The organism is Nocardia sp. NPDC049526, assembly GCF_044465765.1.
In the GTDB taxonomy this organism is placed as follows: domain Bacteria; phylum Actinomycetota; class Actinomycetes; order Mycobacteriales; family Mycobacteriaceae; genus Nocardia.
Window position 1 is genome coordinate 798,602 of record NZ_JBITMA010000002.1, and the last position, 24,788, is coordinate 823,389.

Annotated in this window: 26 protein-coding genes; 5 read left to right on the forward strand and 21 right to left on the reverse strand. The window is 65.9% G+C overall.

Annotation, left to right across the window (positions count from 1 at the left end; translation table 11 throughout):
• Window positions 1–3: 3 nt before the first annotated feature.
• The 3 genes from ruvA to ACIBW7_RS08310 all read right to left on the reverse strand — a co-directional run bounded on the left by ruvA (window position 4) and on the right by ACIBW7_RS08310 (window position 1,756).
• On the reverse strand, window positions 4–609 hold the full coding sequence (ruvA, locus tag ACIBW7_RS08300; RefSeq protein ID WP_040692392.1) for a Holliday junction branch migration protein RuvA: 606 nt from the start codon (window positions 607–609) through the stop codon (window positions 4–6).
• Window positions 606–1,175 (reverse strand): crossover junction endodeoxyribonuclease RuvC, encoded by a 570-nt coding sequence (gene ruvC / locus ACIBW7_RS08305; protein WP_040692394.1) that lies wholly within the window; start codon window positions 1,173–1,175, stop codon window positions 606–608. The genes ruvA and ruvC overlap by 4 nt, the downstream gene beginning before the upstream one ends.
• Window positions 1,176–1,270: 95 nt before the next feature.
• Window positions 1,271–1,756, reverse strand: a complete 486-nt coding sequence (locus ACIBW7_RS08310; RefSeq protein ID WP_387284711.1) for an MmpS family transport accessory protein — start codon at window positions 1,754–1,756, stop codon at window positions 1,271–1,273.
• Window positions 1,757–1,934: 178 nt separating this feature from the next.
• Between ACIBW7_RS08310 and ACIBW7_RS08315 the strand changes: the two genes are divergently transcribed.
• Window positions 1,935–3,404 carry an alpha/beta hydrolase gene (locus ACIBW7_RS08315; protein WP_397045333.1) on the forward strand — a complete coding sequence of 490 codons (1,470 nt, stop codon included), beginning with the start codon at window positions 1,935–1,937 and terminating at the stop codon, window positions 3,402–3,404.
• 33 nt (window positions 3,405–3,437) lie between these two features.
• Here ACIBW7_RS08315 and ACIBW7_RS08320 read toward each other — a convergent pair whose 3' ends face one another.
• Window positions 3,438–4,433, reverse strand: a complete 996-nt coding sequence (locus ACIBW7_RS08320) for a GlxA family transcriptional regulator (RefSeq protein WP_397045335.1) — start codon at window positions 4,431–4,433, stop codon at window positions 3,438–3,440.
• A gap of 28 nt (window positions 4,434–4,461) precedes the next feature.
• Between ACIBW7_RS08320 and ACIBW7_RS08325 the strand changes: the two genes are divergently transcribed.
• Window positions 4,462–5,454: an NADP-dependent oxidoreductase gene (locus tag ACIBW7_RS08325; RefSeq protein ID WP_397045337.1), complete on the forward strand. Its 993-nt coding sequence runs from the start codon at window positions 4,462–4,464 to the stop codon at window positions 5,452–5,454.
• Between the two features lie 7 nt (window positions 5,455–5,461).
• Here the strand turns inward: ACIBW7_RS08325 and ACIBW7_RS08330 are convergent, their stop codons facing one another.
• Complete coding sequence (locus ACIBW7_RS08330; RefSeq protein WP_397045339.1) at window positions 5,462–5,713, reverse strand: hypothetical protein; 252 nt, start codon at window positions 5,711–5,713, stop codon at window positions 5,462–5,464.
• 295 nt (window positions 5,714–6,008) lie between these two features.
• Between ACIBW7_RS08330 and ACIBW7_RS08335 the strand changes: the two genes are divergently transcribed.
• The gene (locus ACIBW7_RS08335; RefSeq protein ID WP_397045341.1) at window positions 6,009–6,215 is read left to right on the forward strand and encodes a DUF5988 family protein; all 207 of its coding nucleotides are present in this window, start codon (window positions 6,009–6,011) and stop codon (window positions 6,213–6,215) included.
• Window positions 6,216–6,300: 85 nt separating this feature from the next.
• Here the strand turns inward: ACIBW7_RS08335 and ACIBW7_RS08340 are convergent, their stop codons facing one another.
• Both ACIBW7_RS08340 and pdxT read right to left on the reverse strand, forming a co-directional pair.
• On the reverse strand, window positions 6,301–7,056 hold the full coding sequence (locus ACIBW7_RS08340) for a YebC/PmpR family DNA-binding transcriptional regulator (RefSeq protein ID WP_397045343.1): 756 nt from the start codon (window positions 7,054–7,056) through the stop codon (window positions 6,301–6,303).
• A gap of 113 nt (window positions 7,057–7,169) precedes the next feature.
• On the reverse strand, window positions 7,170–7,820 hold the full coding sequence (pdxT, locus tag ACIBW7_RS08345) for a pyridoxal 5'-phosphate synthase glutaminase subunit PdxT (protein WP_397045345.1): 651 nt from the start codon (window positions 7,818–7,820) through the stop codon (window positions 7,170–7,172).
• Between the two features lie 209 nt (window positions 7,821–8,029).
• Here pdxT and ACIBW7_RS08350 point away from each other — a divergent pair, with 209 nt between their 5' ends.
• Window positions 8,030–9,721: an APC family permease gene (locus ACIBW7_RS08350; protein WP_397045769.1), complete on the forward strand. Its 1,692-nt coding sequence runs from the start codon at window positions 8,030–8,032 to the stop codon at window positions 9,719–9,721.
• Window positions 9,722–9,745: 24 nt separating this feature from the next.
• On the opposite strand, the gene ACIBW7_RS08355 is transcribed toward ACIBW7_RS08350, so the two are convergent.
• Window positions 9,746–9,982 (reverse strand): hypothetical protein, encoded by a 237-nt coding sequence (locus ACIBW7_RS08355; RefSeq protein WP_397045347.1) that lies wholly within the window; start codon window positions 9,980–9,982, stop codon window positions 9,746–9,748.
• 139 nt (window positions 9,983–10,121) lie between these two features.
• Window positions 10,122–10,943 carry an acyl-CoA thioesterase gene (locus ACIBW7_RS08360; RefSeq protein WP_397045349.1) on the reverse strand — a complete coding sequence of 274 codons (822 nt, stop codon included), beginning with the start codon at window positions 10,941–10,943 and terminating at the stop codon, window positions 10,122–10,124.
• Between the two features lie 110 nt (window positions 10,944–11,053).
• Between ACIBW7_RS08360 and ACIBW7_RS08365 the strand changes: the two genes are divergently transcribed.
• Window positions 11,054–11,680 carry a hypothetical protein gene (locus ACIBW7_RS08365; protein WP_397045351.1) on the forward strand — a complete coding sequence of 209 codons (627 nt, stop codon included), beginning with the start codon at window positions 11,054–11,056 and terminating at the stop codon, window positions 11,678–11,680.
• A gap of 309 nt (window positions 11,681–11,989) precedes the next feature.
• On the opposite strand, the gene ACIBW7_RS08370 is transcribed toward ACIBW7_RS08365, so the two are convergent.
• The 12 genes from ACIBW7_RS08370 to ACIBW7_RS08425 all read right to left on the reverse strand — a co-directional run bounded on the left by ACIBW7_RS08370 (window position 11,990) and on the right by ACIBW7_RS08425 (window position 24,633).
• Window positions 11,990–12,484: a hypothetical protein gene (locus ACIBW7_RS08370; RefSeq protein WP_397045353.1), complete on the reverse strand. Its 495-nt coding sequence runs from the start codon at window positions 12,482–12,484 to the stop codon at window positions 11,990–11,992.
• A gap of 238 nt (window positions 12,485–12,722) precedes the next feature.
• A complete protein-coding gene (gene pdxS, locus ACIBW7_RS08375; protein ID WP_040692437.1) occupies window positions 12,723–13,625 on the reverse strand; it encodes a pyridoxal 5'-phosphate synthase lyase subunit PdxS in 903 nt (300 codons plus the stop codon).
• 216 nt (window positions 13,626–13,841) lie between these two features.
• The gene (locus tag ACIBW7_RS08380) at window positions 13,842–14,015 is read right to left on the reverse strand and encodes a hypothetical protein (RefSeq protein ID WP_157124470.1); all 174 of its coding nucleotides are present in this window, start codon (window positions 14,013–14,015) and stop codon (window positions 13,842–13,844) included.
• A gap of 110 nt (window positions 14,016–14,125) precedes the next feature.
• Window positions 14,126–15,169: an NUDIX domain-containing protein gene (locus ACIBW7_RS08385; protein ID WP_397045771.1), complete on the reverse strand. Its 1,044-nt coding sequence runs from the start codon at window positions 15,167–15,169 to the stop codon at window positions 14,126–14,128.
• Window positions 15,170–15,197: 28 nt separating this feature from the next.
• Complete coding sequence (locus ACIBW7_RS08390; RefSeq protein WP_397045356.1) at window positions 15,198–16,322, reverse strand: glycosyltransferase family 4 protein; 1,125 nt, start codon at window positions 16,320–16,322, stop codon at window positions 15,198–15,200.
• A complete protein-coding gene (locus ACIBW7_RS08395; RefSeq protein ID WP_397045357.1) occupies window positions 16,319–17,317 on the reverse strand; it encodes a phosphatidylinositol mannoside acyltransferase in 999 nt (332 codons plus the stop codon). The genes ACIBW7_RS08390 and ACIBW7_RS08395 overlap by 4 nt, the downstream gene beginning before the upstream one ends.
• A gap of 73 nt (window positions 17,318–17,390) precedes the next feature.
• Complete coding sequence (gene pgsA, locus ACIBW7_RS08400; RefSeq protein WP_397045359.1) at window positions 17,391–18,074, reverse strand: phosphatidylinositol phosphate synthase; 684 nt, start codon at window positions 18,072–18,074, stop codon at window positions 17,391–17,393.
• A gap of 1 nt (window position 18,075) precedes the next feature.
• The gene (locus ACIBW7_RS08405; RefSeq protein WP_397045361.1) at window positions 18,076–18,675 is read right to left on the reverse strand and encodes an HIT family protein; all 600 of its coding nucleotides are present in this window, start codon (window positions 18,673–18,675) and stop codon (window positions 18,076–18,078) included.
• Window positions 18,676–18,746: 71 nt separating this feature from the next.
• On the reverse strand, window positions 18,747–20,798 hold the full coding sequence (gene thrS, locus ACIBW7_RS08410) for a threonine--tRNA ligase (protein WP_397045363.1): 2,052 nt from the start codon (window positions 20,796–20,798) through the stop codon (window positions 18,747–18,749).
• A gap of 412 nt (window positions 20,799–21,210) precedes the next feature.
• Complete coding sequence (locus tag ACIBW7_RS08415; protein ID WP_397045365.1) at window positions 21,211–21,888, reverse strand: (2Fe-2S)-binding protein; 678 nt, start codon at window positions 21,886–21,888, stop codon at window positions 21,211–21,213.
• Window positions 21,882–22,307 carry a TIGR02611 family protein gene (locus ACIBW7_RS08420; RefSeq protein WP_397045367.1) on the reverse strand — a complete coding sequence of 142 codons (426 nt, stop codon included), beginning with the start codon at window positions 22,305–22,307 and terminating at the stop codon, window positions 21,882–21,884. Before ACIBW7_RS08420 ends, ACIBW7_RS08415 begins: the two co-directional genes overlap by 7 nt.
• Before the next feature lie 70 nt (window positions 22,308–22,377).
• Complete coding sequence (locus ACIBW7_RS08425) at window positions 22,378–24,633, reverse strand: SulP family inorganic anion transporter (protein WP_397045368.1); 2,256 nt, start codon at window positions 24,631–24,633, stop codon at window positions 22,378–22,380.
• Window positions 24,634–24,788: the final 155 nt, after the last annotated feature.

Below are 24,788 nucleotides of genomic sequence, written 5' to 3' on the forward strand. Positions count from 1 at the left end.
GTCTTACCGATTCTTCCCCAGCGAGCCGAGCGCAGCGCGCAGCGCCTTCGACGTATCGGCGGCGGGATTTTCAGCGAGTACCGCATCGACCGCGGGTTCGGCCTGTTTGACCGGGAATCCGAGTCCGACCAGCGCCTCGACAACCTGCTCGCGCACCGGTGTGAGCACCGGCGTCGGCGTACTGCCGGGCGGACCTGCCTGCACCGGAACAAGATTCACCTTGTCGCGCAACTCGACAACCATCCGCTCGGCCCCGCGCTTGCCGATGCCGGGCACCCGGGTCAGGGCCGCGACATTGCTCTCCGCCAGCGCCTTGCGCAACGCCTCGGGCTCGAGCACCGCGAGTACCGCCATGGCCAGCCGGGGCCCGACTCCGGAGACGGTCTGCAAAAGGCCGAACAGGTCACGGGATTCGGTATCGGCGAATCCGAACAGCGTCATCGAATCCTCGCGCACGATCATCGCCGTGAACAGCCGGGACTCCTCGCCGCGGGTCAGGGTGGACAGCGTCGCCGGGGTGACATTGAGCCGGTAGCCCACGCCCGCCGCCTCGATCACCACATGATCGAGCGCGATCTCGAGCACCTCACCGCGTACCGACGCGATCACCCGCGCACCACCTTCCGTTGTTCGGCAAGCCGCTGTGTATACCGCCGTTGTGCCTCGGCGGCGCGCGCCTCCGCCTCCGCCATCCGCGCCATCAGCGGCGCCCGCCAACAATGACAGATCGCCAGGGCCAGCGCATCGGCCGCATCCGCCGGTTTCGGCGCGACCTGGAGGCCGAGGATACGCGTCACCATCGCGGTCACTTGCGCCTTGTCCGCCGTGCCGTTGCCGGTGACGGCGGCCTTCACCTCACTCGGGGTATGGAAGGCCACGGGTATCCCTCGGCGCGCGGCGGCGAGTGCGATCACGCCGCCGGCTTGGGCGGTGCCCATGGCAGTCCGCACATTGTGCTGCGCGAATACCCGCTCGATCGCGACCGCATCGGGTTTATGCGTATCCATCCAGTGTTCGGCGACGTCGGCGACGCCCATCAGCCGGTGTGCCAGGTCCATATCCGCGGGGGTGCGCACCACGTCGACGTCGAGCGCCGTCACCTTCCGCCCCAGCCCGCCCTCGACGATGCTGAGGCCGCACCGGGTGAGTCCCGGGTCGACGCCCATCACCCGCACACGATCCCCTCTCGAAGGCACGAACAACTGTTCGAGAGTCTAGTGGACGACGCGGGCGGCCTGCACCAACGACACGATGCCCGTCCGGGATTCGGCTAGTCGAACGAGTGGTAGCAGCTCACATACGCGTACGTGCCGGAGTCCGAATCCTCGACGACCACCTTGCCGTCCTGCAGGATTCGGCAGGTCACCGTGCCGCCACTGGATCCGCTGACAGTCGCCGACACCCGGCCCGTGCGGACGTATCCGGTCACGGTCACGGCCTTGGTCCACGGCAGCGGTGCGTCGTTGGCATTCGCGGTATCGAAATCACCACTGTTGTAGGAGATATCGGCGGTGCCGGAGCCCGAGACCTCGTAGGTGATCGAGGTTTCCTTCTTCGACTCCTTGTCGAGCCGGTAGGCGATGGATCCGAATACCGCGACGCAGCCACCGACGGTGAGCACGATCGCCAGGAAGACACCGCCGAGCACCCACGGCCACACCGGCTTGCCCTTCGGCGGCTGCGGCGGATATCCCGGGTAGCCCGGATACCCCTGCCCCGGATAACCCGGGTACTGCGGCGGTGGTTGATAAGTCATGTGCACCCCTCCTGAATCCTGCACGACCAGCTACTGAACTTTACCGGACAAGAGGTTCGGAGCCCGAGTTCACCTGTGCGGTTATCGACATGCGATCGACCCAGCGTTTCAGGGTCGCCCAGGTTCATCGGAGCGAATTCACAGGCTTTCTCGAGGAACGGTCTCGACAATGCCGTAGGTGCCCGTAGTCCGTGCCCCGCTCGCCGCACCCGCGACCCCCGTGACACCGCCGCCACCACCGCGGCTGCCTTCGGCGAATCTGAATCCGAACTATCAGAACGGCTTTCATCACGGCATATCGCTGCTACACGGCTGGCTGCCGGTGACCGTCGAACTGGTCGCGGTGGCCGCGTTGATCCTGGCGATCGGCTGGCGGACCCGGCGCTGGCGGCTGGTGCTGCTGCCGGTCTGCGTGGTGCTCGGTGCGGCGGGTGCAGTGGCCGCGTGGGCGTATGTGAACGATCAGGGGCTCGCCTCGGATCCGGCGCCGGTCGAGTTGTGGGCCTGTGTCGGCGTCGCGGTCGCGGCGATCGCGGTCACCGCGCTCGGCTGGCGCAGTGCCAAGTGGTGGCGGCGTGGCGTCTCGGTGCTCGCGATACCGCTGGCACTGTTGAGCACCGGCGTCGTGCTCAACCAGTGGGTAGGCTACTACCCCACCGTGCAGTCCGCGTGGAGTGCGCTCACCGCGGGTCCGCTGCCGAATCAGACCGATATCGATGCGCTGCCCGGACTGCGCAATACCGATGTCAGCACGGGCAAGATCGTGCCGGTGCAGATTCCGGACGCGGGCAGCGGTTTTCCGCATCGAACCGAATACGTGTACTTGCCACCGGCCTGGTTCGCCGGTCCGACGCCGCCGACACTGCCGGTCGTCATGATGATCGGCGGCGAATTCAATACGCCCGCCGACTGGATCCGCAGCGGTCAGATCATGCCCGAGGTGGACAAGTTCACCGCCGCCAACGGCGGCCGCGCCCCGATCCTCGTCTTCGTCGATTCCAGCGGCAGTTTCAACAATGACACCGAATGCGTGAACGGTCCGCGCGGCGATGCCGCCGACCATCTGACCCGAGATGTGCCCAGCTATCTCGAATCTCGCTTCGGCGCCTCGGCGGATCCGGCGAACTGGGCGGTTGTCGGCTGGTCCATGGGCGGCACCTGCGCGGTCGACCTGGCGGTCATGCACCCCGAATTGGTGCGCACCTTCGTCGATATCGCGGGCGATCTCGGCCCGGCCTCGGGCAATAAGGAACAAACGATCCGAAGGCTTTTCGGCGGCGACGCCGACCGCTGGGCCGCCTTCGATCCGCTCACCGTTATGGCCCAACACGGTCCCTACACGGGTACGGCGGGCCTGTTCGACGATCTCACCCCACCCAAATCCGGTCCGGGATCCCATGGCGCACGCCAACAATCCGCAGCCGCCGAGGACGACAATGTGGGCATGGGCGGTCATGACGGAGTTTTCGACACCGGTGAGGTCGGCGCCGCCGAAAAGCTGTGCGACGCAGGCCACGGGGTCGGCATCGATTGCACCATCCACACCACCCAGGGCGGCCACACCTGGCAATTCGCCTCGGCCGCGTTCACCTCGTCGTTCCCCTGGATCGTCGCCCGCCTCGGTCTTCCGGTGCCCGACGCGACCTGAAACCGATTGCGCGGTCGATGAATCGAGCCGCGCTCAGCCCAGGACTTCGGCCGGTACGACCGACTCGGCGCGGAAGGTTCGGCGATAGGCCAGCGGTGATACGCCGATGGAATCGTGCAGATGTTGGCGTAGTGAGCTCCCGGTGGCGAAGCCGACCTCGCCTGCGATGCGGTCCACGGTCATATCAGTCGATTCGAGTAGTTGGCGGGCGCGGAAGACGCGCTGTTGGATGAGCCAGCGGCCCGGGCTCATGCCGACCTCGTCGCGGAAGCGACGGGCGAAGGTGCGCTTGCTCATTCGGGCCTGGACGGCGAGATCGTCCATGGTCAAAGGCAATCGGAGATTCTCGAGGGCCCAGTGCCTGGCGGCGGCGGTGCCCGCCGAAGTCGACGGCGGCACCGGCTGTTCGATGTATTGGGCCTGACCGCCATCACGCCACGGCGGCATGACGCAGCGGCGCGCCACCGTATTGGCGACCGCACTGCCGTGGTCGCGGCGCACCAGGTGCAGACAGAGATCTATGCCTGCCGCCGCGCCCGCCGAGGTGAGCACGTCATCGTCGTCTACGTAGAGGACATCGGTATTCAGTAGCACCCGCGGAAAGGTGCGCCGGAACAGTTCGGCCACATTCCAGTGCGTCGTCGCGGGTCGACCGTCGAGCAGTCCGGCGGCGGCGGTCACGAAAGCCCCGGTGCAAATCGAAACGATGCGGGTGCCGGACCGGATGCGGGCGAACGCCGCGGCCACCGGGGGCTGCAGCGTGCCATCGAGGGTCATATCGATATCGCAGGCCGGGACGACCACCGTGTCGGCGGTCGCCAGCGCCCGGCTGTCGTGCTGGACGGCAATGGCGAAATCGGACCGGCTCGGCACCGGTGCGCCATCGATCGAGCAGGTGCTCACTTCGTACAGGTCCGCGGCGGTGCCGAAGACCCGGCTCGGTATGCCGAGTTCGAACGGATATACCCCGTCCAAGGCGAGCACGACAACGCGATGTCGCGCCGAGTGCCCATTCACGGTAGCGACCATGGCACGATCATATCGAATATTGGCAATCGTGCCATTTCCTCATGTCGTCGCCGACGGCAGGCTGAACGACATGAACGACACCACAATGCGCGCGATCAGCCAAGACGTGATCGGCGGCCCCGAGGTCCTGACCGAAGTCGAACTGCCCATCCCGACACCCGGTCCTGGCGAGATCCTGGTCCAGGTGCGGGCAGCCGGTCTCAATCCGACCGATTGGCGGCATCGCGGCGTCTCCGGACTCTTCCTCGGCGAACCGCCCTTCGTGCTGGGTTGGGATGTATCGGGTGAAGTGGTTGCCACGGGTACCGGTGCCACCTTGTTCGAGCCGGGCGACGCGGTCTTCGGCATGCTCCCCTACCCGTACGGACACGGCGCCTTCGCCGAATACGTCGTCGGCCCCGCCCGCGCCTTCGCCCCGAAGCCGGTGAACCTGGACCACATTCAGGCCGCGGCCATCCCACTAGCCGCCCTCACCGCCTGGCAGGCCCTCGTCGATACCGCGAAACTGCAAGCCGGACAACGCATTCTGGTCCATGCAGCGGCGGGTGGCGTCGGACACTTCGCCGTTCAGATCGCCAAGGCGCGCGGCGCGTACGTCATCGGCACCGCGAGCGCGGCCAACCACGATTTCCTGCGCGAACTCGGTGCGGACGAGGCGATCGACTACCGCACAATCGATTTCACCGAGGCGGTCCGCGATGTCGACGTCGTGCTGGATTCGATCGACGACGAGAACAGCCTGCGCTCCCTGCGCACGCTCCGCCCGGATGGCCTACTGGTCTCGCTGCGTGCGTCCGGGGCGACCGAACTCGCCGACGAGGCACGGCAATTGGGAGTCAGGGCGGTGCGCATGCTGGTGGAGGACGATCACGCCGGAATGGTCGCACTGGCGGAACTCGCCGAATCCGGGGCGCTGCGCCCGGCCGTCGCCGGGGTCTTCCCGTTCGAAGAGGCGGCGAAAGCGCACGCACTCGGCGAAACCGGCCGCACTGTAGGCAAATTGGTGCTCACGGTGCCGTGAACGACAGTCAGCGTCTCTTGCCGCGGCTGATCAGCATGTCGGCGCCCCACCAAGTGAGGCGTCCGGCGATCGCCACGTATAGGAAGATCGCGAAGTACACCAGGCTCGCGCCGTAGTCGGCAGCCCAGCCGGGCATCCGGTTCACCGTCGCGAATGCGGCGATGAGCAGGATCAGTCCGGTCGCGACCGCGAGCGGAGCAAGGGTGATATTCAGATCGGTTGAATCGCCGGGATGCTCGTCGGCAAGGGATCGACTCATGGTGGCTGGTCTCTTTCCGGGCGGGACAAGTTCTCGGTGCGCTGATGCCTGATCGGGCGGCCGCGACGGTCTGTCGCGGCACTCGATTCGTCTATCAGCAATCAGACCGCAATCGTTACACGGCAGATATCGACAGCTTCGATCAGTTGCTCCGAACCCAGCAATGAAGATCAGCTAACCATTGGCAACCTGAAATCGGTCGCCTCGGGGTTCGGCATCGGAATTCCCCAGGACAATCCGGGCCGTTCGGCCGCGTTTGTGGCATGCATCACATTCGAGACCTACCATCCGAAGGATGAGCAATGTTGTGAAGGCTGTCCTAGAAGGTGGGCCGAAAGACTTGCCCGCTCGCATCGTTCCGATCACGCCGCCCGGCGTAGAGCTCAAAGTCGAATACCACGGCGGATACGAGCACTTCAAGGTCACCAATCGGGAGGCCGATACGCCCGAGGGGCGGCTGCGGGTCTACGAATGGTCCGATCGGACACGAATCGCGGAATAACCAGTTCACGCCTGGTGCGAAAAGCACTCGGGGCGGTCCGCATATTTGCGAACCGCCCCGAGGCGCTGGTCGATGACGAGCCGTGTCAGTCCTGTTCCAACTGGGAGCCGACCTCGTCGGAGATGTCCACGTTGGTGTAGACGTTCTGTACGTCGTCGCTGTCCTCGAGCGCGTCGACCAACTTGAACACCTTGCGCGCGCCGTCGACGTCGACGGCCACCGACACAGACGGCTGGAAGCCGGATTCGGCGGAGTCGTAATCGATTCCGGCGTCCTGCAGCGCCTTGCGCACCGGGATCAGATCCGACGGATCGCTGACAACCTCGAAGGACTCACCGAGGTCGTTGACCTCCTCGGCACCCGCATCGAGCACGGCGAGCAGCACATCGTCCTCGGACAGCCCGTTCTTCTCCAGGGTCACGATGCCCTTGCGGTGGAACAGGTAGGAAACCGAACCCGGGTCGGCCATATTGCCGCCGTTGCGGGTCATCGCCACGCGCACCTCGCCCGCGGCGCGGTTGCGGTTGTCGGTGAGGCATTCGATCAGCACCGCGACACCATTGGGGCCGTAGCCCTCGTACATGATGGTCTGCCAGTCGGCGCCGCCGGCCTCTTCACCGCCGCCGCGCTTGCGGGCACGCTCGATGTTGTCGTTCGGAACCGACGACTTCTTCGCCTTCTGGATGGCGTCGTACAGCGTCGGATTGCCCGCCGGGTCACTGCCACCAGTGCGGGCCGCCACCTCGATGTTCTTGATCAACTTGGCGAAGAGCTTGCCGCGCTTCGCGTCGATCCCCGCCTTCTTGTGCTTGGTGGTGGCCCATTTGGAGTGGCCGCTCATTCCCTACTTCCTCCAGTCGACAGCACGTCTGATCGTGCGCACGGTACCCGCACCGGCCGGGTAGACAACTCTCTCAGCCTACTCGTCCGGTGATGGCGAGTTCCTGTGGGCGACTACTCGGCGTCGCGCACCAGATCGACGAACATCCGGTGCACCCGCAAATCGCCGGTGACCTCGGGATGGAACGACGTCGCGACCACCTTTCCCTGCCGCACCGCGACAATGCGCCCGGCGGCCGGTCCACTGGGAACCGTGGCCAGCACCTCGACGCCCGCGCCCACCCGCTCCACCCACGGCGCCCGGATGAACACCGCGCGCACCGGGCCGTCGGTCAGGCCCGCGAACTCCAGATCGGTCTCGAACGAGTCGACCTGACGGCCGAAAGCATTGCGCCGCACCGTCATATCGATTCCGGACAGATGTTCGGCGTCGGGTCGAGTGTCGAGCACCTCGGAGGCGAGCAGGATCATCCCGGCGCAGGATCCGAAGGCGGGCATACCTTCCCGCAACCGCGCACGTACCGGTTCGAGGAGTTCGAAGACCTCCAGCAGCTTGCTGATAGTGGTCGATTCGCCGCCGGGCAGCACCAGCGCATCCACCGCGGCGAGCTCGGACGCGCGGCGCACCAGCACCGGTTGCGCACCGCATTCCGCGAGTGCCGCGACATGTTCGCGCACGTCACCCTGCAGAGCCAGCACACCGATGGTGGGCCGGTCGGGACTGCGCTGCGCGCCCGTTGCGGGCGAGGCGACCGATGCGTTCACGCCATGAGCTTACGAGGCGCCGCGCTGTGGCCCTGCTCACGGTGGCCGTCAACGTTGCGTCAAGACCGGGTTCATTCGCCCGAAAGCGGTCGACACTCACAGATGTGATTACCGTGTTGCCGCGCAAGGCGCCCGCGCCGCATGCGGCTGGCTCGACGCGCCGGGGTTTGACGGTTTCGACCGGCTTGGCGGGACTGTCCCTCGATGCCATGGCATCGGTCTCCTACGGTCCGGAAGCAATCGTGCTGGTGTTGGCCACCGCCGGTGGCGCCGGACTCGGCATGACACTGCCGGTGACCCTTGCAATCGCCGCCTTGCTCGCCGTATTGGTCGCCTCCTACCGGCAGGTGATCGCGGCCTTTCCCGACGGCGGTGGCGCGTATGCGGTGGCGAAGCGGCATCTCGGCCATCGCACCAGCCTGGTCGCTGCGGCCTCGTTGATCGTCGACTACATCCTCAATGTCGCGGTCTCGATCGCGGCCGGTGTCGCCGCCCTGACCTCGGCATTCCCGGCGCTGCACGGGTATACGGTGTGGATCTGCCTCGCGATCCTGGTCGGGGTGACCGCGCTCAATCTGCTCGGCATCCGAGAAAGTGCGCGCGCCTTCATGATTCCCACGATCGTCTTCGTCGCGGGCATCTTCGCCGTCATCGTCGGCGGTCTGATGCGCTCCGAACCGGCCGACATCGCCACCGGGGCGGCGGCCGTCGGCGATATTCACACCGTCGGAGTTTTGCTGCTGCTCAAGGCATTTTCCAGCGGCTGCGCGGCGCTGACCGGTGTCGAGGCGATCGCGAATGCGGTGCCCAGCTTCGACGCGCCGAAGGTCAAACGCGCGCAGCGGGCGGAGGTGGCGCTCGGGGCACTGCTCGGTGTCATGTTGATCGGGCTCGCCGTGCTCATCGAGAAGTTCTCGGTGCGGCCGATCGAGGGTACGACGGTGCTTTCCCAGCTCACCGAGGCGGCGCTAGGGCACGGGCTCGGTTACTACATAGTGCAATTCGCAACCGTCGTGCTGCTTGCGCTAGCTGCCAACACCTCCTATGGCGGGCTGCCGACGCTCACCCGAATCCTGGCCGACGACAACTGCCTACCGCACCGATTCGCGGTCACCTCACCGCGTCAGGTGTACCGCTACGGTGTGCTCACCCTCGGCGCAACGTCGGCGGTGCTGTTGATCGCGGCGCGCGGCAATATGAACGCACTCGTTCCGTTGTTCGCGATCGGTGTCTTCGTCGGATTCACCATCGCACAGGCCGGCATGGTGCGGCACTGGTGGCAGACCAAGACCGCGGGCTGGCGCTGGCGGCTCGCGCTCAACGGCTTCGGTGCGCTGCTCACCGGCGTCGCCGCGATCGTCACTACAGCAATGAAATTCACCGACGGCGCGTGGTTGATCGTGCTGGTACTGCCCGCACTGGTACTCGGTATGGAGCGAATCCGCGGTGCCTACACCAGAATCGGCGGCCGCCGCGGCAATGGCGCGATTCCGGACCAGCCGCAGGCCACCGGTACGGCGATCGTGGTGCCGATCTCCGAGGTCTCCGAACTCAGCCGCGAGGCGCTCTCGGCCGCCATGTCGATCGGCAAAGACGTTGTCGCGGTGCATGTTTGCCTGCCGGGTGAATCGGTGAAGGCGTTCACGAAGGCATGGGAGGCATGGCATCCCGAGGTCAGGCTGGTTCTGCTCGAGGACAGCGACGCCACCGTCGGCGGGCCCGTCGCACGCTATGTCCGCGAGAACTTCTCCGGACGGCGCAAGGTCGTGGTCATCGCCGAGATCGATCCGCCGATCGGCTGGGACCGGGTACTGCCCAGTCACCGCAGCGACGAACTCGAACGCGAACTACGTCGGATGACCGACACCGTGGTGTGCCACCTGCGCGTCCAGGTGGTCTGAGCCCGAGGAGGCTCATCAGGCCGGTCAGCTGGTGAATTTGCAGCTCTGGTAGCCAGTGCTCAGGTAGGTGCTGGTGCCCGGGTCGAGGTAGATGGAATCCCCTTGACCGTCCGTCCGGGCGTACAGCCAGACCGTTGCACTCGTCTGGTTGTCCGCCGCTCCCCGGCCGATGGCTATGTTGTAGGTCCGGTACTCGTCCGGATTATCGATCCGGTCCGAATAGCCCGACCCGTTCTGGTAGGAAAAGCTCCCGACAGCCACATTCCTGCCTCCATTCTTGACGCATTGAAACCGTCGTTCCTGGTCGGCGACTTCTTTGCGCGGCAGTCTACGAGCCGCCCGAACAAAAAAAGACCGTTCGGCATTTCCCGATACTGGGAAAAGTGTGCGTTTTGGACGCTCACTCCCCGCGTAGTGTGCGAATCAAGCCCTCTTGCACAACCGCCGCCACCAACTCGCCCTCGCGGTTGAAAATCTTGCCGCCGGTCAGTGCCCGACCGAAACCCGCAGACGGGGAGGACTGGTCGTAGAGCAGCCACTCATCGGCACGGAACGGGCGCAGGAACCACATGGCGTGATCGAGCGAGGCGTTCTGCGTCGGCTCGTCGGGGTGGGTGACCTTCGAGGAACCGAGCAGCGTCATATCGCTCATGTAGGCGAGGGTGCAGACGTGCACGACCGGGTCGTCGGGCAATGGATGCCGGTAGCGGAACCACACCTGCTGCGGGGAGACGACGCCGTCGCGGCGGGTCACCACATCCTGCGGCACGGTGCGGATATCCCAGTGCTCCCATTCACGCATGGCCCACAGTCGCTCGGGGCTCATCGCGGTGCTGGCGTCGGGCAGCTCATCCGGACCCTGCACGGGCGGCATCTCGTCCTGATGTTCCGGACCCGAGTCGCCGACGTGGAATGACGCTGACATGGTGAATATCGCGGCGCCGTCCTGTACACCGGTGACCCGCCGGGTGCAGAAGGATCGGCCGTCCCGGATCCGCTCGACGAGGTACACCGTCCGCTCTTCCGGATTTCCCGGCCGCAAGAAGTAGCCGTGCAGCGAATGCACCTGGAACCGCGGCTCCACCGTCCGCACCGCCGATACCAGCGCCTGGCCGGCAACCTGTCCGCCGAATGTGCGTACGAGCTGGGTCTTGGTGGACGCGCCACGGAAGATGTCCCGCTCGAGCCGCTCGATCTCCAGCGCCTCTTCGATTGTCGCCATGAGGCCGAGATTATCCCGAGCGCCGACGCGGCCTGTCGGTGACCTCTCGGCAATGGCCGCGTCCGCCGCCCAGAACGGGGTTCGACAGCGCGGTTTGATGGAATGGATCGGTGCCGCATTTCGATCCGATCGCCCAGGACGGCCTCGTCGAACTCATCACCAACCGCATCCTCGAGCTCGACGGGCGGATGCTGACCGCCGTCGACGGAGCCGACGCGGCCGAGCCCGTGGCGATCGCCCACCGCGTCGCCACCGCACTGCGTGACACCGGACGAGCCGCCGAGGTCGTCTCACTGCACGACTACATCCGCCCCGCCTCGCTCCGCATGGAACTCGGACGTACCGACGAAATGTCTTATCGCACCGTCTGGTTCGACTACGCCGCACTCGACCGTGAAGTCATCCGGGCGCTACGCCACGACGCCCGCTGGCTCCCCGCGCTCTGGGACGAGGGCCGCGACCGCTCGGCCCGCTCCCCCATCCGCACCGCCACCCCCGACACGGTCCTGCTCGTCGCGGGTCCCATGCTGTTGGGCCGCGGTCTCGACTTCGATCTGACCGTCCACCTCGACATGTCCGAACCGGCCCTGCACCGCAGTACTCCACCCGACGACCGGTGGACCATACCGGCCCTGCTCCGCCACGACCGCGACAACCCCAGCGCCCCAACTTTTTTCATCCGCTGGGATCACCCTGATCGTCCTGCGCTCCGCACAGACGACACCACTGGTCGGTAGTCGTACCCCATCCGAGTACACCGCCTGCCCCTCGCCTCCTGTGCAATTTTGTTGGGAGACAGCCAGTTTTGCGCTCGAGTGCACTGGAAATCACATAGTTTAATGCGCATATCCGCGTATCGACATGCTTACAGTCTTTCGTTGGCCACCCGACTTCTCGGGATCCGTACGGCAGCCCACACCGGACGCGAATCCCTAGGAAGGGTGCGGATATTCGCGACATAAGACGCAGCGAGGCGACGAGCACAATGCTCGCCGCCTCGAATCACCCACTCCCCCGGCCGAACCCGCCGCGGCCGGGATCAGGGACTAGCCGCAGGCCGTGGACTGCTGACCGAGATTGGTCAACATGGTGCAGGCCCAACTCTTTTCGACCTTCCACTTGCCGTCTTCTGCGACGAAGGGCACATCGACGATGTTCTCCTGGCCGTTGACGGTGAACTTCGCCTTGGCATTGAGTGCGTCACCGAAGACATTCACCTCGGTGACCTCGGCCTTGGCGCCCGCTTGCTGAAAGGCCTGCGCCAGACGGTTCGGCAATTCCGGATCCGCCTGCGCGCCTTGCACCAGGTCCAGCTTCTCCGAACTCGGGACCGATGGGTCCAGCGCGCGGAGCAACTGGGCGTTGAGGTCTGCGACACTCGGGGTCGGCGGCAGGTTCGCATTCGACTTCGTGACGCTCGTCGAGGTCTTGGTCGGCGTGGTCGCGGTCTTCGAGTCGTCGCTGCCACACGCCGACAGGCTGAGGGCGGCCACGGCGGCCAGACCCGCGATCGCGATACGTCCGGTCTTACGAAGCTTCAACTGATCATCCTTTGCCATTCGGACAGGTCCGTGACCCCGACGGTGCCGCGCGCACTGCCCGTGCGGCCGCCGACATGCACCGAATTCCGAAGCTAGCCACCAACTCTGTGGCGGGCATAAGACAACTGTGAGGGCCGCGACAGCTTCTCCCCATCGCCCAGGACGAGCAACGCCCGCGGCAGTGGATCAAGCAATCCCGGTGCCGCGGGCGTCGATTCGATTCAGCGGTAGTGCCGCATCACCAACCGCGCTCGGCCAGCCGATGATCGACCGGCAGCTCCTCGACATTGATGCCGACCATGGCCTCGCCCAGACCGCGCGAAACCTTGGCGAGCACATCCGGGTCGTCGTAGAACGTAGTCGCCTTGACGATGGCGGCGGCGCGCTCGGCCGGATTGCCGGACTTGAAGATGCCCGAACCGACGAAGACGCCCTCGGCGCCGAGCTGCATCATCATCGCGGCGTCGGCCGGGGTGGCGATACCGCCCGCGGTGAACAGCACGACCGGCAGCTTGCCGGTCTGCGCGACCTCGCGCACCAGCTCGTACGGCGCCTGCAGCTCCTTGGCGGCGACGAACAGCTCGTCCTCGGGCAGCGACGACAGCTTGCGGATCTCGGCGCGGATCTTGCGCATGTGGGTGGTGGCATTGGAGACGTCACCGGTGCCCGCCTCACCCTTGGAGCGAATCATGGCCGCACCCTCGGTGATCCGGCGCAGCGCCTCGCCCAGGTTGGTGGCGCCGCACACGAACGGCACGGTGAAGTTCCACTTGTCGATGTGGTTGGCGTAATCGGCGGGGGTCAGCACCTCGGATTCGTCGATGTAGTCGACGCCGAGGCTCTGCAGGATCTGCGCCTCCACGAAGTGGCCGATACGCGCCTTGGCCATGACCGGAATCGAGACGGCGGAGATGATGCCGTCGATCATGTCCGGATCGCTCATCCGGGAGACGCCGCCCTGTGCGCGGATATCAGCCGGAACACGCTCCAGGGCCATCACCGCGACCGCGCCGGCATCCTCGGCGATCTTGGCCTGCTCGGGGGTGACGACATCCATGATCACCCCGCCCTTGAGCATCTCGGCCATCCCGCGCTTCACGCGGGCGGTGCCGATGGTGTTGGTGGTCTCGGGCGTGGTCACGGCAAACTCCTGAGTCATGTGCGCCAATCGGGTCGCTTGGAACTAACGCCACCGATTCTAGGCGGGCCGATCAGGCCACTTGATAGCCAGTTGGACACCACTGGCCTTGCCCCGACCAGCTGGTCCGCGGCCGGTCTCAACCACTGGACCGGTCGCGAGACGGATCCGTCGGGCCGACGCAAGTCTTGCACCGCCCCGACGAACACCCGACAGGTACTACAGCGGGCCGACTACCAGCAACTGGGCCCAATACCCCGCGGCATCGGAACCCAACAACGGCAATAGAAAATCGAACAACAGGTAGGACATGTACTGCTTACCTTCCACACGCCAACGGACCATCTCACTGCAGTGGAAGTACCACCAGAACTCCCGGTAGCGCTCCCCCACCAGCACTACCCAGGCGGCAGCAATCCAGTCGCGACGCTATCACGATCGTGAAACACATCACAGCGAAAGATCCAGGCGCGCACGCTGTTCGCACTCGAGGCGATCCCCCATCACCGGATAGACCGCACCTCGGGATGGGAGTCACCCGACGCGGCTTTGGCAGCTTCGGGAAGCAGTTGGTCCAGGTGGTAGGGGTAAACAGTCTCACCGGTGTGGTCCAGGGTGACGATATCCGACCCGGTGCACCACTTGTTGTCGGTGATGCTGCGTCGCTCGACCGCGGTGAGATTGCCCGGCGTGGGGTCGAAGGCCGGGACACGCAGGGCGAAGAACAGCTCCTCGGCCCGGATGAGTTCACCGTCGAACGGGAATACCGCGACCCGCCGCCAGATGGGACCGCGCAGGGCGGCCGGATCCGCGGTGTGCCCCGTTTCCTCCCAGAGTTCCCGCACCGCCGCACTGCGCAGGGTCTCCCCCGGTTCCACGCCGCCGCCGATGGTGAACCAGAAGGAGACGTCGGGGGTTTTGGGGTCGTTGCCGCGCATGAGCAGCACGCGGTCCTGTTCGTCGAGCAGCACCACGCGCGCCGCGGTGCGGACCGTATCGACAGCCAGGCCGGTCGAGGCGGCCGGGTTCGCGCGTTCGCTGATCTCGAAATATGTCGGCAGCGGCGCGGTGCCGCCCAGGTGCAGAATGCGGACCGGGCGGCGGGTGCGCAGGGCGAGGGTATCGCGCACCGCGTCGTTGTGGAAGCGACGGGCGATCAGTACCCGGGCCTCGGCATCGGCGAGTTCGGCGACCTGCTGTGGGCGCAACTGGGTGATATCGATCGTGGAAAGCACTGCGGAGAGCTGATTTTCGATGGTTTCACGATCGGCGCGTCCCGCCCGCTCGGCCCGATCGGCGAGGGTGGTGAGCCGTTTGGCCTGCTCGACCAGTGCGGAATCGGCAGTCGGGCCCGCGATGGCCACGGCGACCGACCTGGCCACCACCGCCCGTCGTGCCAACGCACCGTCGAGGGCCTGCCAGGACTGATCCGACCGCACGTGCAACCGGTCGAGCCGGTTCGCCGTCGAAGCCGCCCACAGACCGATCGCGACGACCACCGCGGCGATGAGCGCGAGTACTAGAACCGTTGTGGCGGAGAACGTAATCATCCAGCAGCCCTCATCGTGCTATCGATCATCCGGCGGCCCGCACGCGCGTATCTCCCACCGTGACGGTTTCGTAGACTCGCAGGATCTGTTCGGCGACCACCGGCCAGTCGTATTCGCCGACCACCTGATTGGCGGTGTGGATCAGGGCTTCGCGGCGCACATCGTCGGTGAGCAGCGCGTCCAGCGCGGCGGCGAGTCGAACCGAATCCCCCACCGGGACCAGCATGCCCGCCGTGCCATCGCGCAACACCCGACGGAAAGCGTCCAATTCGCTTGCCACCACGGCGGTTCCGGCCGCCATCGCCTCGATCAGGATGATGCCGAAGCTCTCCCCACCGAGATTCGGCGCGACGTACACATCCGCGCTGCGCATCGCCGAGGCCTTCTCCTCGTCCGACACCTGACCGAGGAAACGCAGATGCCGGGCGAGCGGCCCGGCTTCGCGGCGTAGCCGCTCCTCGTCACCGCGCCCGACGATGAGGATCTCGACATCCGGATGTCTGCGCACCAATTCGGGCAGCGCACCGAGCAGGACTTCCATCCCCTTGCGTGGTTCGTCGTAGCGACCGAGGAACAGCACCGTTCCGCCCGCGCGCGGATATCCGGGCAGCATCGGGGCCCGCGCGAAGGCGGGCACGGCAACGCCGTTGGGGATCTCGACCGCATCCGAACCGAGCGCCTCCACCTGCCAGCGCCGCGCCAGCTCGGAGACCGCGATTCGGCCGCTGATCTTCTCGTGATAGGGCCGAAGCACACCCTGAAAGGTGCTCAGCACCAACGATTTCGTGGTCGAGGTGTGGAAGGTGGCCACGATCGGCCCCTCGGCGATCTTCAGTGCGAGCATGGACAGGCTCGGCGCGTTCGGTTCGTGGATGTGCAGCACATCGAAGTCGTTGCCGTCGATCCAGCGCCGAATCCTGGTGTAGGCCATGGGTCCGAAGGACAACCGGGCGACCGAACCGTTGTACGGAATCGCCACCGCGCGACCGGCCGACACCACGAAATCCGGCAGCGGCGTGTCCTCCGATGCGGGCGCGAGCACACTCACCTTGTGGCCGCGTTCGATGAAAACCCGCGCCAATTCCACGACATGGGCCTGCACGCCACCGGGGACATCGAACGAATAGGGGCAGACCATGCCGATTTTCATGGTGTCTTCTCCCCTTTGGCGCTGTCCAACCCGGCCTGCGCCGCGGCGATCCTGGCTCGCCGCTCCGCCGAAAGGTCCTGCTCCCATTGTGGCTGCAACATATGCCAATCGGCGGGATGCTCGGCGATATTGGCCGCGAACCGGTCGGCCAGCGCCTGGGTGACCGCCGCGACACCGTCCGAAACATCCAGCGGCGCTTCGGTCTTCATCCCCCAGCCCTCGCGGCCATCGGCATCGACGGTGAACCAGACGTGCACCGGAATCAGCGACGCACCGGTCTCGATGGCCAGCTTCGCCGCACCCGCGGGCAGCCAGGTGCGCTCGCCGTACATGGTCACCGGGACACCCTTACCGGTCAGATCCCGCTCGCCCATCAGGCATACGACATTGTTCGCGCGCAGGCGGGCAGCCAGCGCGGTGAACGGCGGCTGCTCACCACCGGTCAGCGGGAATACCTCGAAACCCAGGCTCTCCCGGTAGGCGACGAACCGCTCGAACAGAGATTCCGGCTTCAACCGTTCCGCGACGGTCGCCAAGGTGCCGCTGTGGCTGACCAACCAGACCCCGGCCGCATCCCAGTTTCCGGAGTGCGGCAGCGCAAGCACCACACCGCGTCCGCGCGCCAGGGCGGCGTCCAGATTCTCCACGCCCTCCACGAGCGAACCGGTCAGTGCCGAGTGATCCATCGTCGGCAGTCGGAAGGCCTCGCGCCAGTAGCGGGCATAGGAACGCATGCTCGTGCGGATCAGCTCGTCGGGTACCTCGGCGGGAGTCACACCGAGCACACGAGCGAGATTGCGCCGCAACTGATTCGGTTCGCCACCGGCGCGGAAGGCGCGATTCGCCTTGTCCGCAACCCGATTACCGCCCCAATCGAAGGCCCGCCGCGCCGTCGATTCTGGCAGCGCCCGCACAACCCGCCAACCCGCCGCATAGGCCCAATCCGTCAGTCCGGACTTGATCCGCGAGCCGACGCCTTCGGACTGGGAACTCACGACTGCGCCTCGCTGGCGCTCGGCTCCGTCGTGTGCTCTGCACACTGGCACATGGTTCCCTCGCTTCGCTCGGTCACGAGGGCAACTCCGTCGCGTCCGCGGGATTCTGCGGCGGCGCGGGCGGAATCACGTCCCGCGCGCCCGGCGAATTCCGGACCGCCAGCACCCGCTGGAACACCGTGATAATGCTCAACACCGCCAGAATCCACATCGCCACGTGCACGGCCCAGGTCAGCCATTCGATCCCCCAATATCCGCCGATACCGGTGAATCCGGCGCCGACCAACACAATGATCAGCCGATCCGGCCGCTCGATGAGCCCACCGTCCGCGGATAGGCCACTCGCCTCGGCGCGCGCCTTCGCGTACGAAATCACCTGGGAGGTAACCAGAACCACCAGGGTCGCGAGGAACAGCGGCCTACTGTTCTCGTGATACACCGCCCACCAGGCCAACCCGGCGAAAATGGCGCCGTCGGCGACCCGGTCGCAGGTGGCGTCGAGCACCGCACCGTACTTCGTGCCGCCGCCGCGGGCTCTCGCCATGGCGCCGTCGAGCATGTCGAACATGACGAATAGCCAGATCACCATTGTTCCCCAGAACAGATGTCCGGTCGGGAACAGGGTGACCGCGGCCGTGATCGAGGCGACGGTGCCGATCACCGTCATCGCGTCGGGGGTGAGTCCGGTACTGACAAGCGCTCTGCCCAGCGGCGCAGTCGCTTTGGAGAACGTCTCGCGGCCGAAGAAGCTGAGCACCCTACTCGACTTCCTTCCACGCCGCCGAAAGCAGCGCCCGAGTTTCCCGCAGCAACTGCGGCATGACCTTCACACCACCGACGATGGTGATGAAGTTGGCGTCCCCGCCCCAGCGCGGCACGATGTGCTGGTGCAGGTGGTCGGCAAGTGAACCACCTGCCACTCCACCGAGATTCAGGCCGACATTGAAACCGTGCGGTCGCGAGACCCGCTTCATCACCCGAATCGCCTGCTGGGTGAACGACATCAGTTCGGCGCTCTCCTCGAGCGTCAGATCCTCGAGGTTGGCCACCTTGCGGTAGGGCACCACCATCATGTGCCCCGGGTTGTACGGATACAGATTCAGTACCGCGTAGACGTGCTCGCCACGGGCGATGACCAGACCGTCCTCATCCGACATCTTCGGAATATCCGTAAACGGATGGCCCGTAGTGTCTTTCGGATCGGAAGTGGCGGCCTCGGCGATATAGGACATCCGGTACGGAGTCCACAGCCGCTGCAACCGATCCGGTTCACCGGCACCGGTATCCACGATGCTCCCCTGTTCGTCCGAGTCCGCGTTCAAATCCACGAGCCCGTCCGGCACCGTGCGCTCAGTCATGCTCTGTCCGATCTGGTATGTGCGGGGGCCCTCCGTGGTTACGCCCGCTGCCTCCTCCGGGCCCTGACTGCTCATACCGGGCCCTTTACCACAAAACCCTCGGCGGTCGGCGAGGCGTTCTCCCGGTTCGCGATCCATTCCACGATCGTGGCCACCACGGCGGCGACCGGCACGCCGTTCACCTGGGTGCCGTCGCGGAAGCGGAAGCTGACCGCGCCCGCGTTCACATCGCGCTCACCGGCGAGCAGCATGAACGGGATCTTCTGCGCGGTGTTGTTGAAGATCTTCTTCTGCATCCGGTCGTCGCTGCGATCGACCTGCGCGCGGATACCCGCGTCCTGCAGCTGTTCGATGACCGAATCCAGATGCGGCGCAAAGGTTTCCGCGACCGGGATGCCGACGACCTGGACCGGCGAGAGCCAAGCGGGGAAGGCGCCGGCGTAATGTTCGGTGAGCACGCCGAAGAAGCGTTCGATGGAACCGAACAGTGCGCGGTGGATCATTACCGGCCGCTGCTTGGTGCCGTCGGAGGCGGTGTATTCCAAGTTGAAGCGCTCGGGCAGGTTGAAGTCGAGCTGGATGGTCGACATCTGCCAGGTGCGCCCCAGCGCATCCTTGGCCTGCACGGAGATCTTGGGTCCGTAGAAGGCGGCGCCGCCCGGATCCGGGACCAGCTCCAGTCCGGAGTCGGTGGCCACCTTGCGCAGCGTCTCGGTGGCCTCCTCCCACATCTCCTCCGAGCCGACGAACTTCTTCGGATCCTTGGTGGAAAGCTCGAGATAGAAGTCGTCGAGGCCGTAGTCGGCGAGCAGGCCGAGCACGAATTGCAGCGTGCTGGTCAACTCGGCGTGCATCTGCTCCTTGGTGCAGTAGATGTGCGCGTCGTCCTGGGTCATACCGCGCACCCTGGTCAGGCCGTGCACGACACCGGACTTCTCGTAGCGGTAGACCGAGCCGAATTCGAACATCCGCAGCGGCAGTTCCCGATAGGACCGGCCGCGCGAGCGGAAGATCAGGTTGTGCATCGGGCAGTTCATCGGCTTGACGTAGTAGTCCTGGCCGGGCTTGCGGACGGTGCCGTCCTCGTTGAGTTCGGCGTCCAGATGCATGGCCGGGAACATGCCGTCCTTGTACCAGTCCAGGTGACCGGAGACCTCGAACAGATGCCCCTTGGTGATGTGCGGTGTATTGACGAACTCATAGCCCGCGGCGACGTGGCGGCGGCGTGAATACTCCTCGAGTTCCTTGCGGATGATGCCGCCCTTGGGATGGAACACCGGCAGACCGGAGCCGAGTTCGTCCGGGAAGCTGAACAGATCCAGCTCCAGACCGAGTTTGCGGTGGTCGCGGCGCTCGGCCTCCTCGAGCAGGTGCAGATGCTCGTCCAGGGCCTCCTGCGATTCCCAGGCGGTGCCGTAGATGCGCTGCAGATCCTCGCGGTCCTGGTCGCCGCGCCAGTAGGCGGCGGAACTGCGGGTCAGCTTGAAGGCGGGGATGAATTTGGTGGTCGGGATGTGCGGACCGCGGCACAGATCAGCCCAGACCTTTTCGCCGGTGCGCGGGTCCAGGTTGTCGTAGATGGTCAGCTCTTTACCGCCGACCTCCATGACCTCCGGATCGTCGATACCGGACTTATCGCTGATCAGCTCGAGCTTGAACGGCTCCTTCGCCAGTTCGACACGCGCGTCATCGACCTCGACCACTCGGCGCGAAAACCGCTGCGCGCCTTTGACGATCTTCTTCATCCGGGATTCCAGCTTGGCCAGATCCTCGGGGGTGAACGGTCGGTCGACGTGGAAGTCGTAGTAGAAGCCGTCCTTGATGGGCGGGCCGATGCCGAGCTTGGCCTCCGGGAACTCCTGCTGCACGGCCTGGGCCAGCACATGCGCGGCCGAATGCCGGATCACGCTGCGACCGTCCTCGGTATTGGCGGCGACCGGCTCGACCTCGACGTCGGCATCCGGGGTCCAGGACAGATCCTTGAGTCCCTCCGCATCGCGCACCACGACGACGGTGTCCGGCCCCTTCGTCGGCAGCCCCGCCTCGCGCACCGCGGCACCCGCCGTCGTCCCGGCCGGCACCCGAACGAGGGCGACAGGGCTGATAGGTGCTGAGGTGGTCACGGCGAGAGACTCCTTGGCGTTCGCTGGCGGGCGTGTTCCCGCGCTGGTGCGGGCGGCTGCCCACAGGTCATCGTCGGAGGCGAATTGCTCCGGCGCGACCATGCTATCGGCACCCTGGCGGCCCCGCGTCGATGGACTCGGATCGCCGCGTCGCGGGTCGACCGGTGCCATTGCGCGAGACCAGAACGTGACATCCGGCAACGGTTCGATCATGCGACCACCGCCGGTTCGATATGGTGCGCCCGCCGACGTCGTGGTTCGGATTCAGACCCTGCGTTCCCGGCGACAGATCTGCTCGTGCACATCCGAGCCGAATCGGCCGGTTCGTGCCACATGCACTCGAAAAGTGCGCGCACAGCCCATCGCGGACGGTCAGGTACGCCGTATGGGAGGCCGAATATCTTGCGGGCGATCAGCTTTCGGCGGCGAGCCGAGCCAGGAGCATCTTGCGTTCGGCGGCGGGCCGTTTCGGGCAGCTGGTGCACATTTCGCAGCCGGGTACCTCGAAGACCAGGCAGCACGAGATCCGGCGGACAAAGGTCCGCCCGTCGACTTGCACGAACCGCGGAACCGGCAGCTTCCCACCGACCTCGCCTGCGAGCCGCGCCCCGGCCTCGGCATTCCCAGCGTCGACTGCCCGGTTCCCGATGGCATCGGCGGCAATCGCCCAGAGTGACGGCACTCCCGCACCGGAGACCGCCGCTACCGGACCGATCACGGCCGCCAAGGTCTCCCGCAACGCCTTCGCGCACGCGTGGCCGAGCGTGGCCTCGGACTCGTGCGGTGCACCGCTGTCACCGTCGAGACCATGCCCTACGCCCACACCTGCGACGGGGTGGATGTGGACTCGTTCTATGCCGCCGTCCGGGCGGACCTCGCAGTCGAGGCGGTCCAGGAACGGCTCCGGCGCGGGTTCCTCGTTCGCGTAGGCGCATGCGAGTTGTTCGACCAGTGCCGATGCGACCATGCACCACCAGAGCGTGCCGGAGACGCGCGGTTCGGCGGTGCCCCAGGAATGGCCCATTTCCGCGATGCGCGCCGACAGCCAGTCCGGTTCGGTCAGGGTGCGGCCGGGGACCGTGTTCACCATTTCAGAGGACTGCGCAACCACTGCCATTCGACTCCGATCCAGCCGCCGACCAACCCGAATGTTCCCAATACCCATAGTGTCGCGAGAACCAGCGCAAAGGTCGCCACCGCCGCGAACACCCGCATGGCCGGGCCCCGTGCGGAGTACCACGCCATACCCTGCCGGTACTTGTCACGCAGCCAGCCGAGCGCCCGGCGCGCCCAGGCGAATTCGGTGGCGAGAATGCCAAGTCCGGCGAATACGATCGCCCAGCCGGGTCCGGGATAGGGAATCGCCAGGATTCCGACGACCAGCACCGCGATGCCGACCACCGCGACCCCGATCCGGTAGGCGAGGTTCAGCGTAGGCCGCGCGGCCAGCCGGGCGCGGAAGGCGCGCCATCCGGTGCGCGTGGGTCCGGATTCCAACTCGACACTCATCTCCACCAGCCTACGAGCGACATGCGTGGACCCGCCCGAACGAGGTCGGGCGGGTCCAGCTGTCATCGGCTCAGACGAGTTCCGGCGTGACACGCGCGCCGTCGTCGTCGATATGGGCGAGGCCGTTCACGGTCACCTCGATAACGCGTGCGCTGGCGATATCGAAGAACAGCCCCGATACCGTCACATCACGCTCGGCCATCGCCGCGCGCACCGCCGGATGTCGGTGCAGCGTCTCCAACTGCACGGCCACATTGACCATGCTCAGCTGGTCGACCTCACCGAATCCGGCGGCCGCGGCCGCCTGCGCCACCGGGTGCCCGAGCCTGAACTGCTCCAGGCTCGGATGAGCATGGGCAAGCCAAGGTTCGATACCCGGTCCAGTGTCGGCGCCGGAATGCAGCGCCTTCATCGCTCCGCAGGACGAATGCCCGCACACCACGATGGACCGCACATTCAACTCGTTGAGCGCGAAGACCAGTGCGGCCTCCACCGACGCGTCACCGCTGTCCGGCACCAGATTGCCCACATTGCGGACGGTGAACATGTCACCGGGACCGCTGTTGGTGATGACGTTCGGAACCACTCGAGAGTCCGCGCAGGTCAGGAAGAACGTATCGGGATCCTGCCGGTCACGCAGTTCGTCCAGATGCGGCCGCACGACATGGGCGTGGCTGCGGTGGTAAGCGGCGACACCCGAGGTCACCCGGTCGGCACTCTCGTCATCGCCGCGCCACGGGCCGAGAATCTCATCGAGCACTGCGCGTCCGAACCCGCGGGCGGGCGGGCCGGCGGTCGCGTGCGCCATCCGAGCACTGCCGATTTCCACGAAATCCACTGTGCCGCCGCCACTTTCCTGCTGACGCACCCAGTCCTCGATGGCTTCGAAGGCGGCATGGTCGAGGAAGTCGACCGTCATCTCGACGGTAACGTCCACGCCTGCGGGCACTTTCGCGAATTCCGCGGACAGCTTCGGCAACGCGAGGAAGGTGCAGGAACCGTCGATGGTGAGCAGCCAGCGCTGCGAGCCGGGAATCTGTTTGGCCGCCACGGCAACTCGAACGACGCGCCACAGCAGCAACCCGAAAGCGAGTGCCAGACCGATGATTACGCCTTCCAGCAGGTTCAGGAAGACCACGCCGACGATGGTGACAGCGTAGATGAGTAGATCGCCGGTGCGCCTGGCCATCTTGATGTGGGCCAGCTTCACCAACTGGATACCGATCACGATCAGCAGACCAGCGAGCGCGGACTTCGGAATCTGCTGCACCACCCCGGCCAGGACAACCGAGAACAGCAGAATCCAGAAGCCGTGCAGCACAGCAGATGCGCGGCTGCGGGCACCCGCCTGCACGTTGGTGGCACTGCGCACGATCACACCGGTGACCGGCAGGCCGCCCAATAGACCCGAGAGCACATTGGCCGAGCCCTGACCGATCAGCTCGCGGTCGAAATTGGTGCGCTTACCGGTATGCATCTTGTCGACGGCCACCGCCGATAGCAGACTCTCGACGCTGGCGATGAGCGCGACGGTCAGAATCATCAGCGCCACCGCGGACCAGTTGCCGCTGGGGATCTGCGGTAGTCCGATGGCGTCGAACAGCGAGCCGTTCAACACGATTCGCTCGGCCTCGAAGGGCAGCACCAGTGACAACACTGTGCCGACCAAGACCGCCACCAGCGGTCCCGGCACCACCCGGACCTTGGTGGGCACCCAGCGCCAGCCGAGCATGATCGCGATGACGACCGCGCCGATGATCGCGTCATCGCCGTGCAGCGACAACAGTTGCGACGGCAACTGGGTGATGTTGTTCCAGGCGGAACTGTGTGAGGACCCACCGAGCAGCACGTGAACCTGTTGCAGCGCAATGGTTATGCCGATGCCCGCGAGCATCGCGTGCACCACCACCGGCGCGACGGCCAACGCGGCCCGCGCAATCCGGCTGAGCCCGAATAGGATTTGCAGTACACCCGCCGCGACGGCAATGAACGTGGTTGTCCGCCAGCCGAATTGGTTGATCGACTCGGCTACGACCACGGTCAGACCCGCGGCGGGCCCGCTGACCTGCAGGATCGAACCGCCGAGCGTGCCCGCGACGATGCCACCGATGACGGCGGCGATGAGTCCGGCGGCCACAGGCGCGCCGGAGGCGACGGCGATGCCGAGGGACAGCGGCAACGCGACCAGGAACACCACGATAGAGGACGGCAGATCGTGGCGCAGGATCGATGTCAATCGATCGGACAGAGGTTCGGAACTGCGATGGCCCTCGCCCTGTTCAGTGGAAGGTAACGGTGGTGCGGCTACAGCGCTATCAATAGCCATTGACTTCTCCTTCGCCGACTCGGCGCGAACGCCGAGGTCGGTTGACGATCAAAATGTCCAGCAGGGCACAGACCGCGAACCGGCATCTCGCGGTGAAGCAGTTCCCGACACAGCGATGGGTCGAGATGTAAATCGCATCAAGGCTATTGGTAAAG

Coding starts and splice junctions, on each gene's coding strand:
- ACIBW7_RS08310 (WP_387284711.1), bottom strand. CDS start 1,756: ATGACTTATCAACCACCGCCGCAGTACCCGGGTTATCCGGGGCAGGGG.
- ACIBW7_RS08320 (WP_397045335.1), bottom strand. CDS start 4,433: ATGGTCGCTACCGTGAATGGGCACTCGGCGCGACATCGCGTTGTCGTG.
- ACIBW7_RS08330 (WP_397045339.1), bottom strand. CDS start 5,713: ATGAGTCGATCCCTTGCCGACGAGCATCCCGGCGATTCAACCGATCTG.
- ACIBW7_RS08335 (WP_397045341.1), top strand. CDS start 6,009: ATGAGCAATGTTGTGAAGGCTGTCCTAGAAGGTGGGCCGAAAGACTTG.
- ACIBW7_RS08340 (WP_397045343.1), bottom strand. CDS start 7,056: ATGAGCGGCCACTCCAAATGGGCCACCACCAAGCACAAGAAGGCGGGG.
- ACIBW7_RS08350 (WP_397045769.1), top strand. CDS start 8,030: ATGGCATCGGTCTCCTACGGTCCGGAAGCAATCGTGCTGGTGTTGGCC.
- ACIBW7_RS08360 (WP_397045349.1), bottom strand. CDS start 10,943: ATGGCGACAATCGAAGAGGCGCTGGAGATCGAGCGGCTCGAGCGGGAC.
- ACIBW7_RS08390 (WP_397045356.1), bottom strand. CDS start 16,322: ATGAAAATCGGCATGGTCTGCCCCTATTCGTTCGATGTCCCCGGTGGC.
- ACIBW7_RS08405 (WP_397045361.1), bottom strand. CDS start 18,675: ATGACTGAGCGCACGGTGCCGGACGGGCTCGTGGATTTGAACGCGGAC.
- ACIBW7_RS08415 (WP_397045365.1), bottom strand. CDS start 21,888: ATGGTGAACACGGTCCCCGGCCGCACCCTGACCGAACCGGACTGGCTG.
- ACIBW7_RS08420 (WP_397045367.1), bottom strand. CDS start 22,307: ATGAGTGTCGAGTTGGAATCCGGACCCACGCGCACCGGATGGCGCGCC.
- ACIBW7_RS08425 (WP_397045368.1), bottom strand. CDS start 24,633: ATGGCTATTGATAGCGCTGTAGCCGCACCACCGTTACCTTCCACTGAA.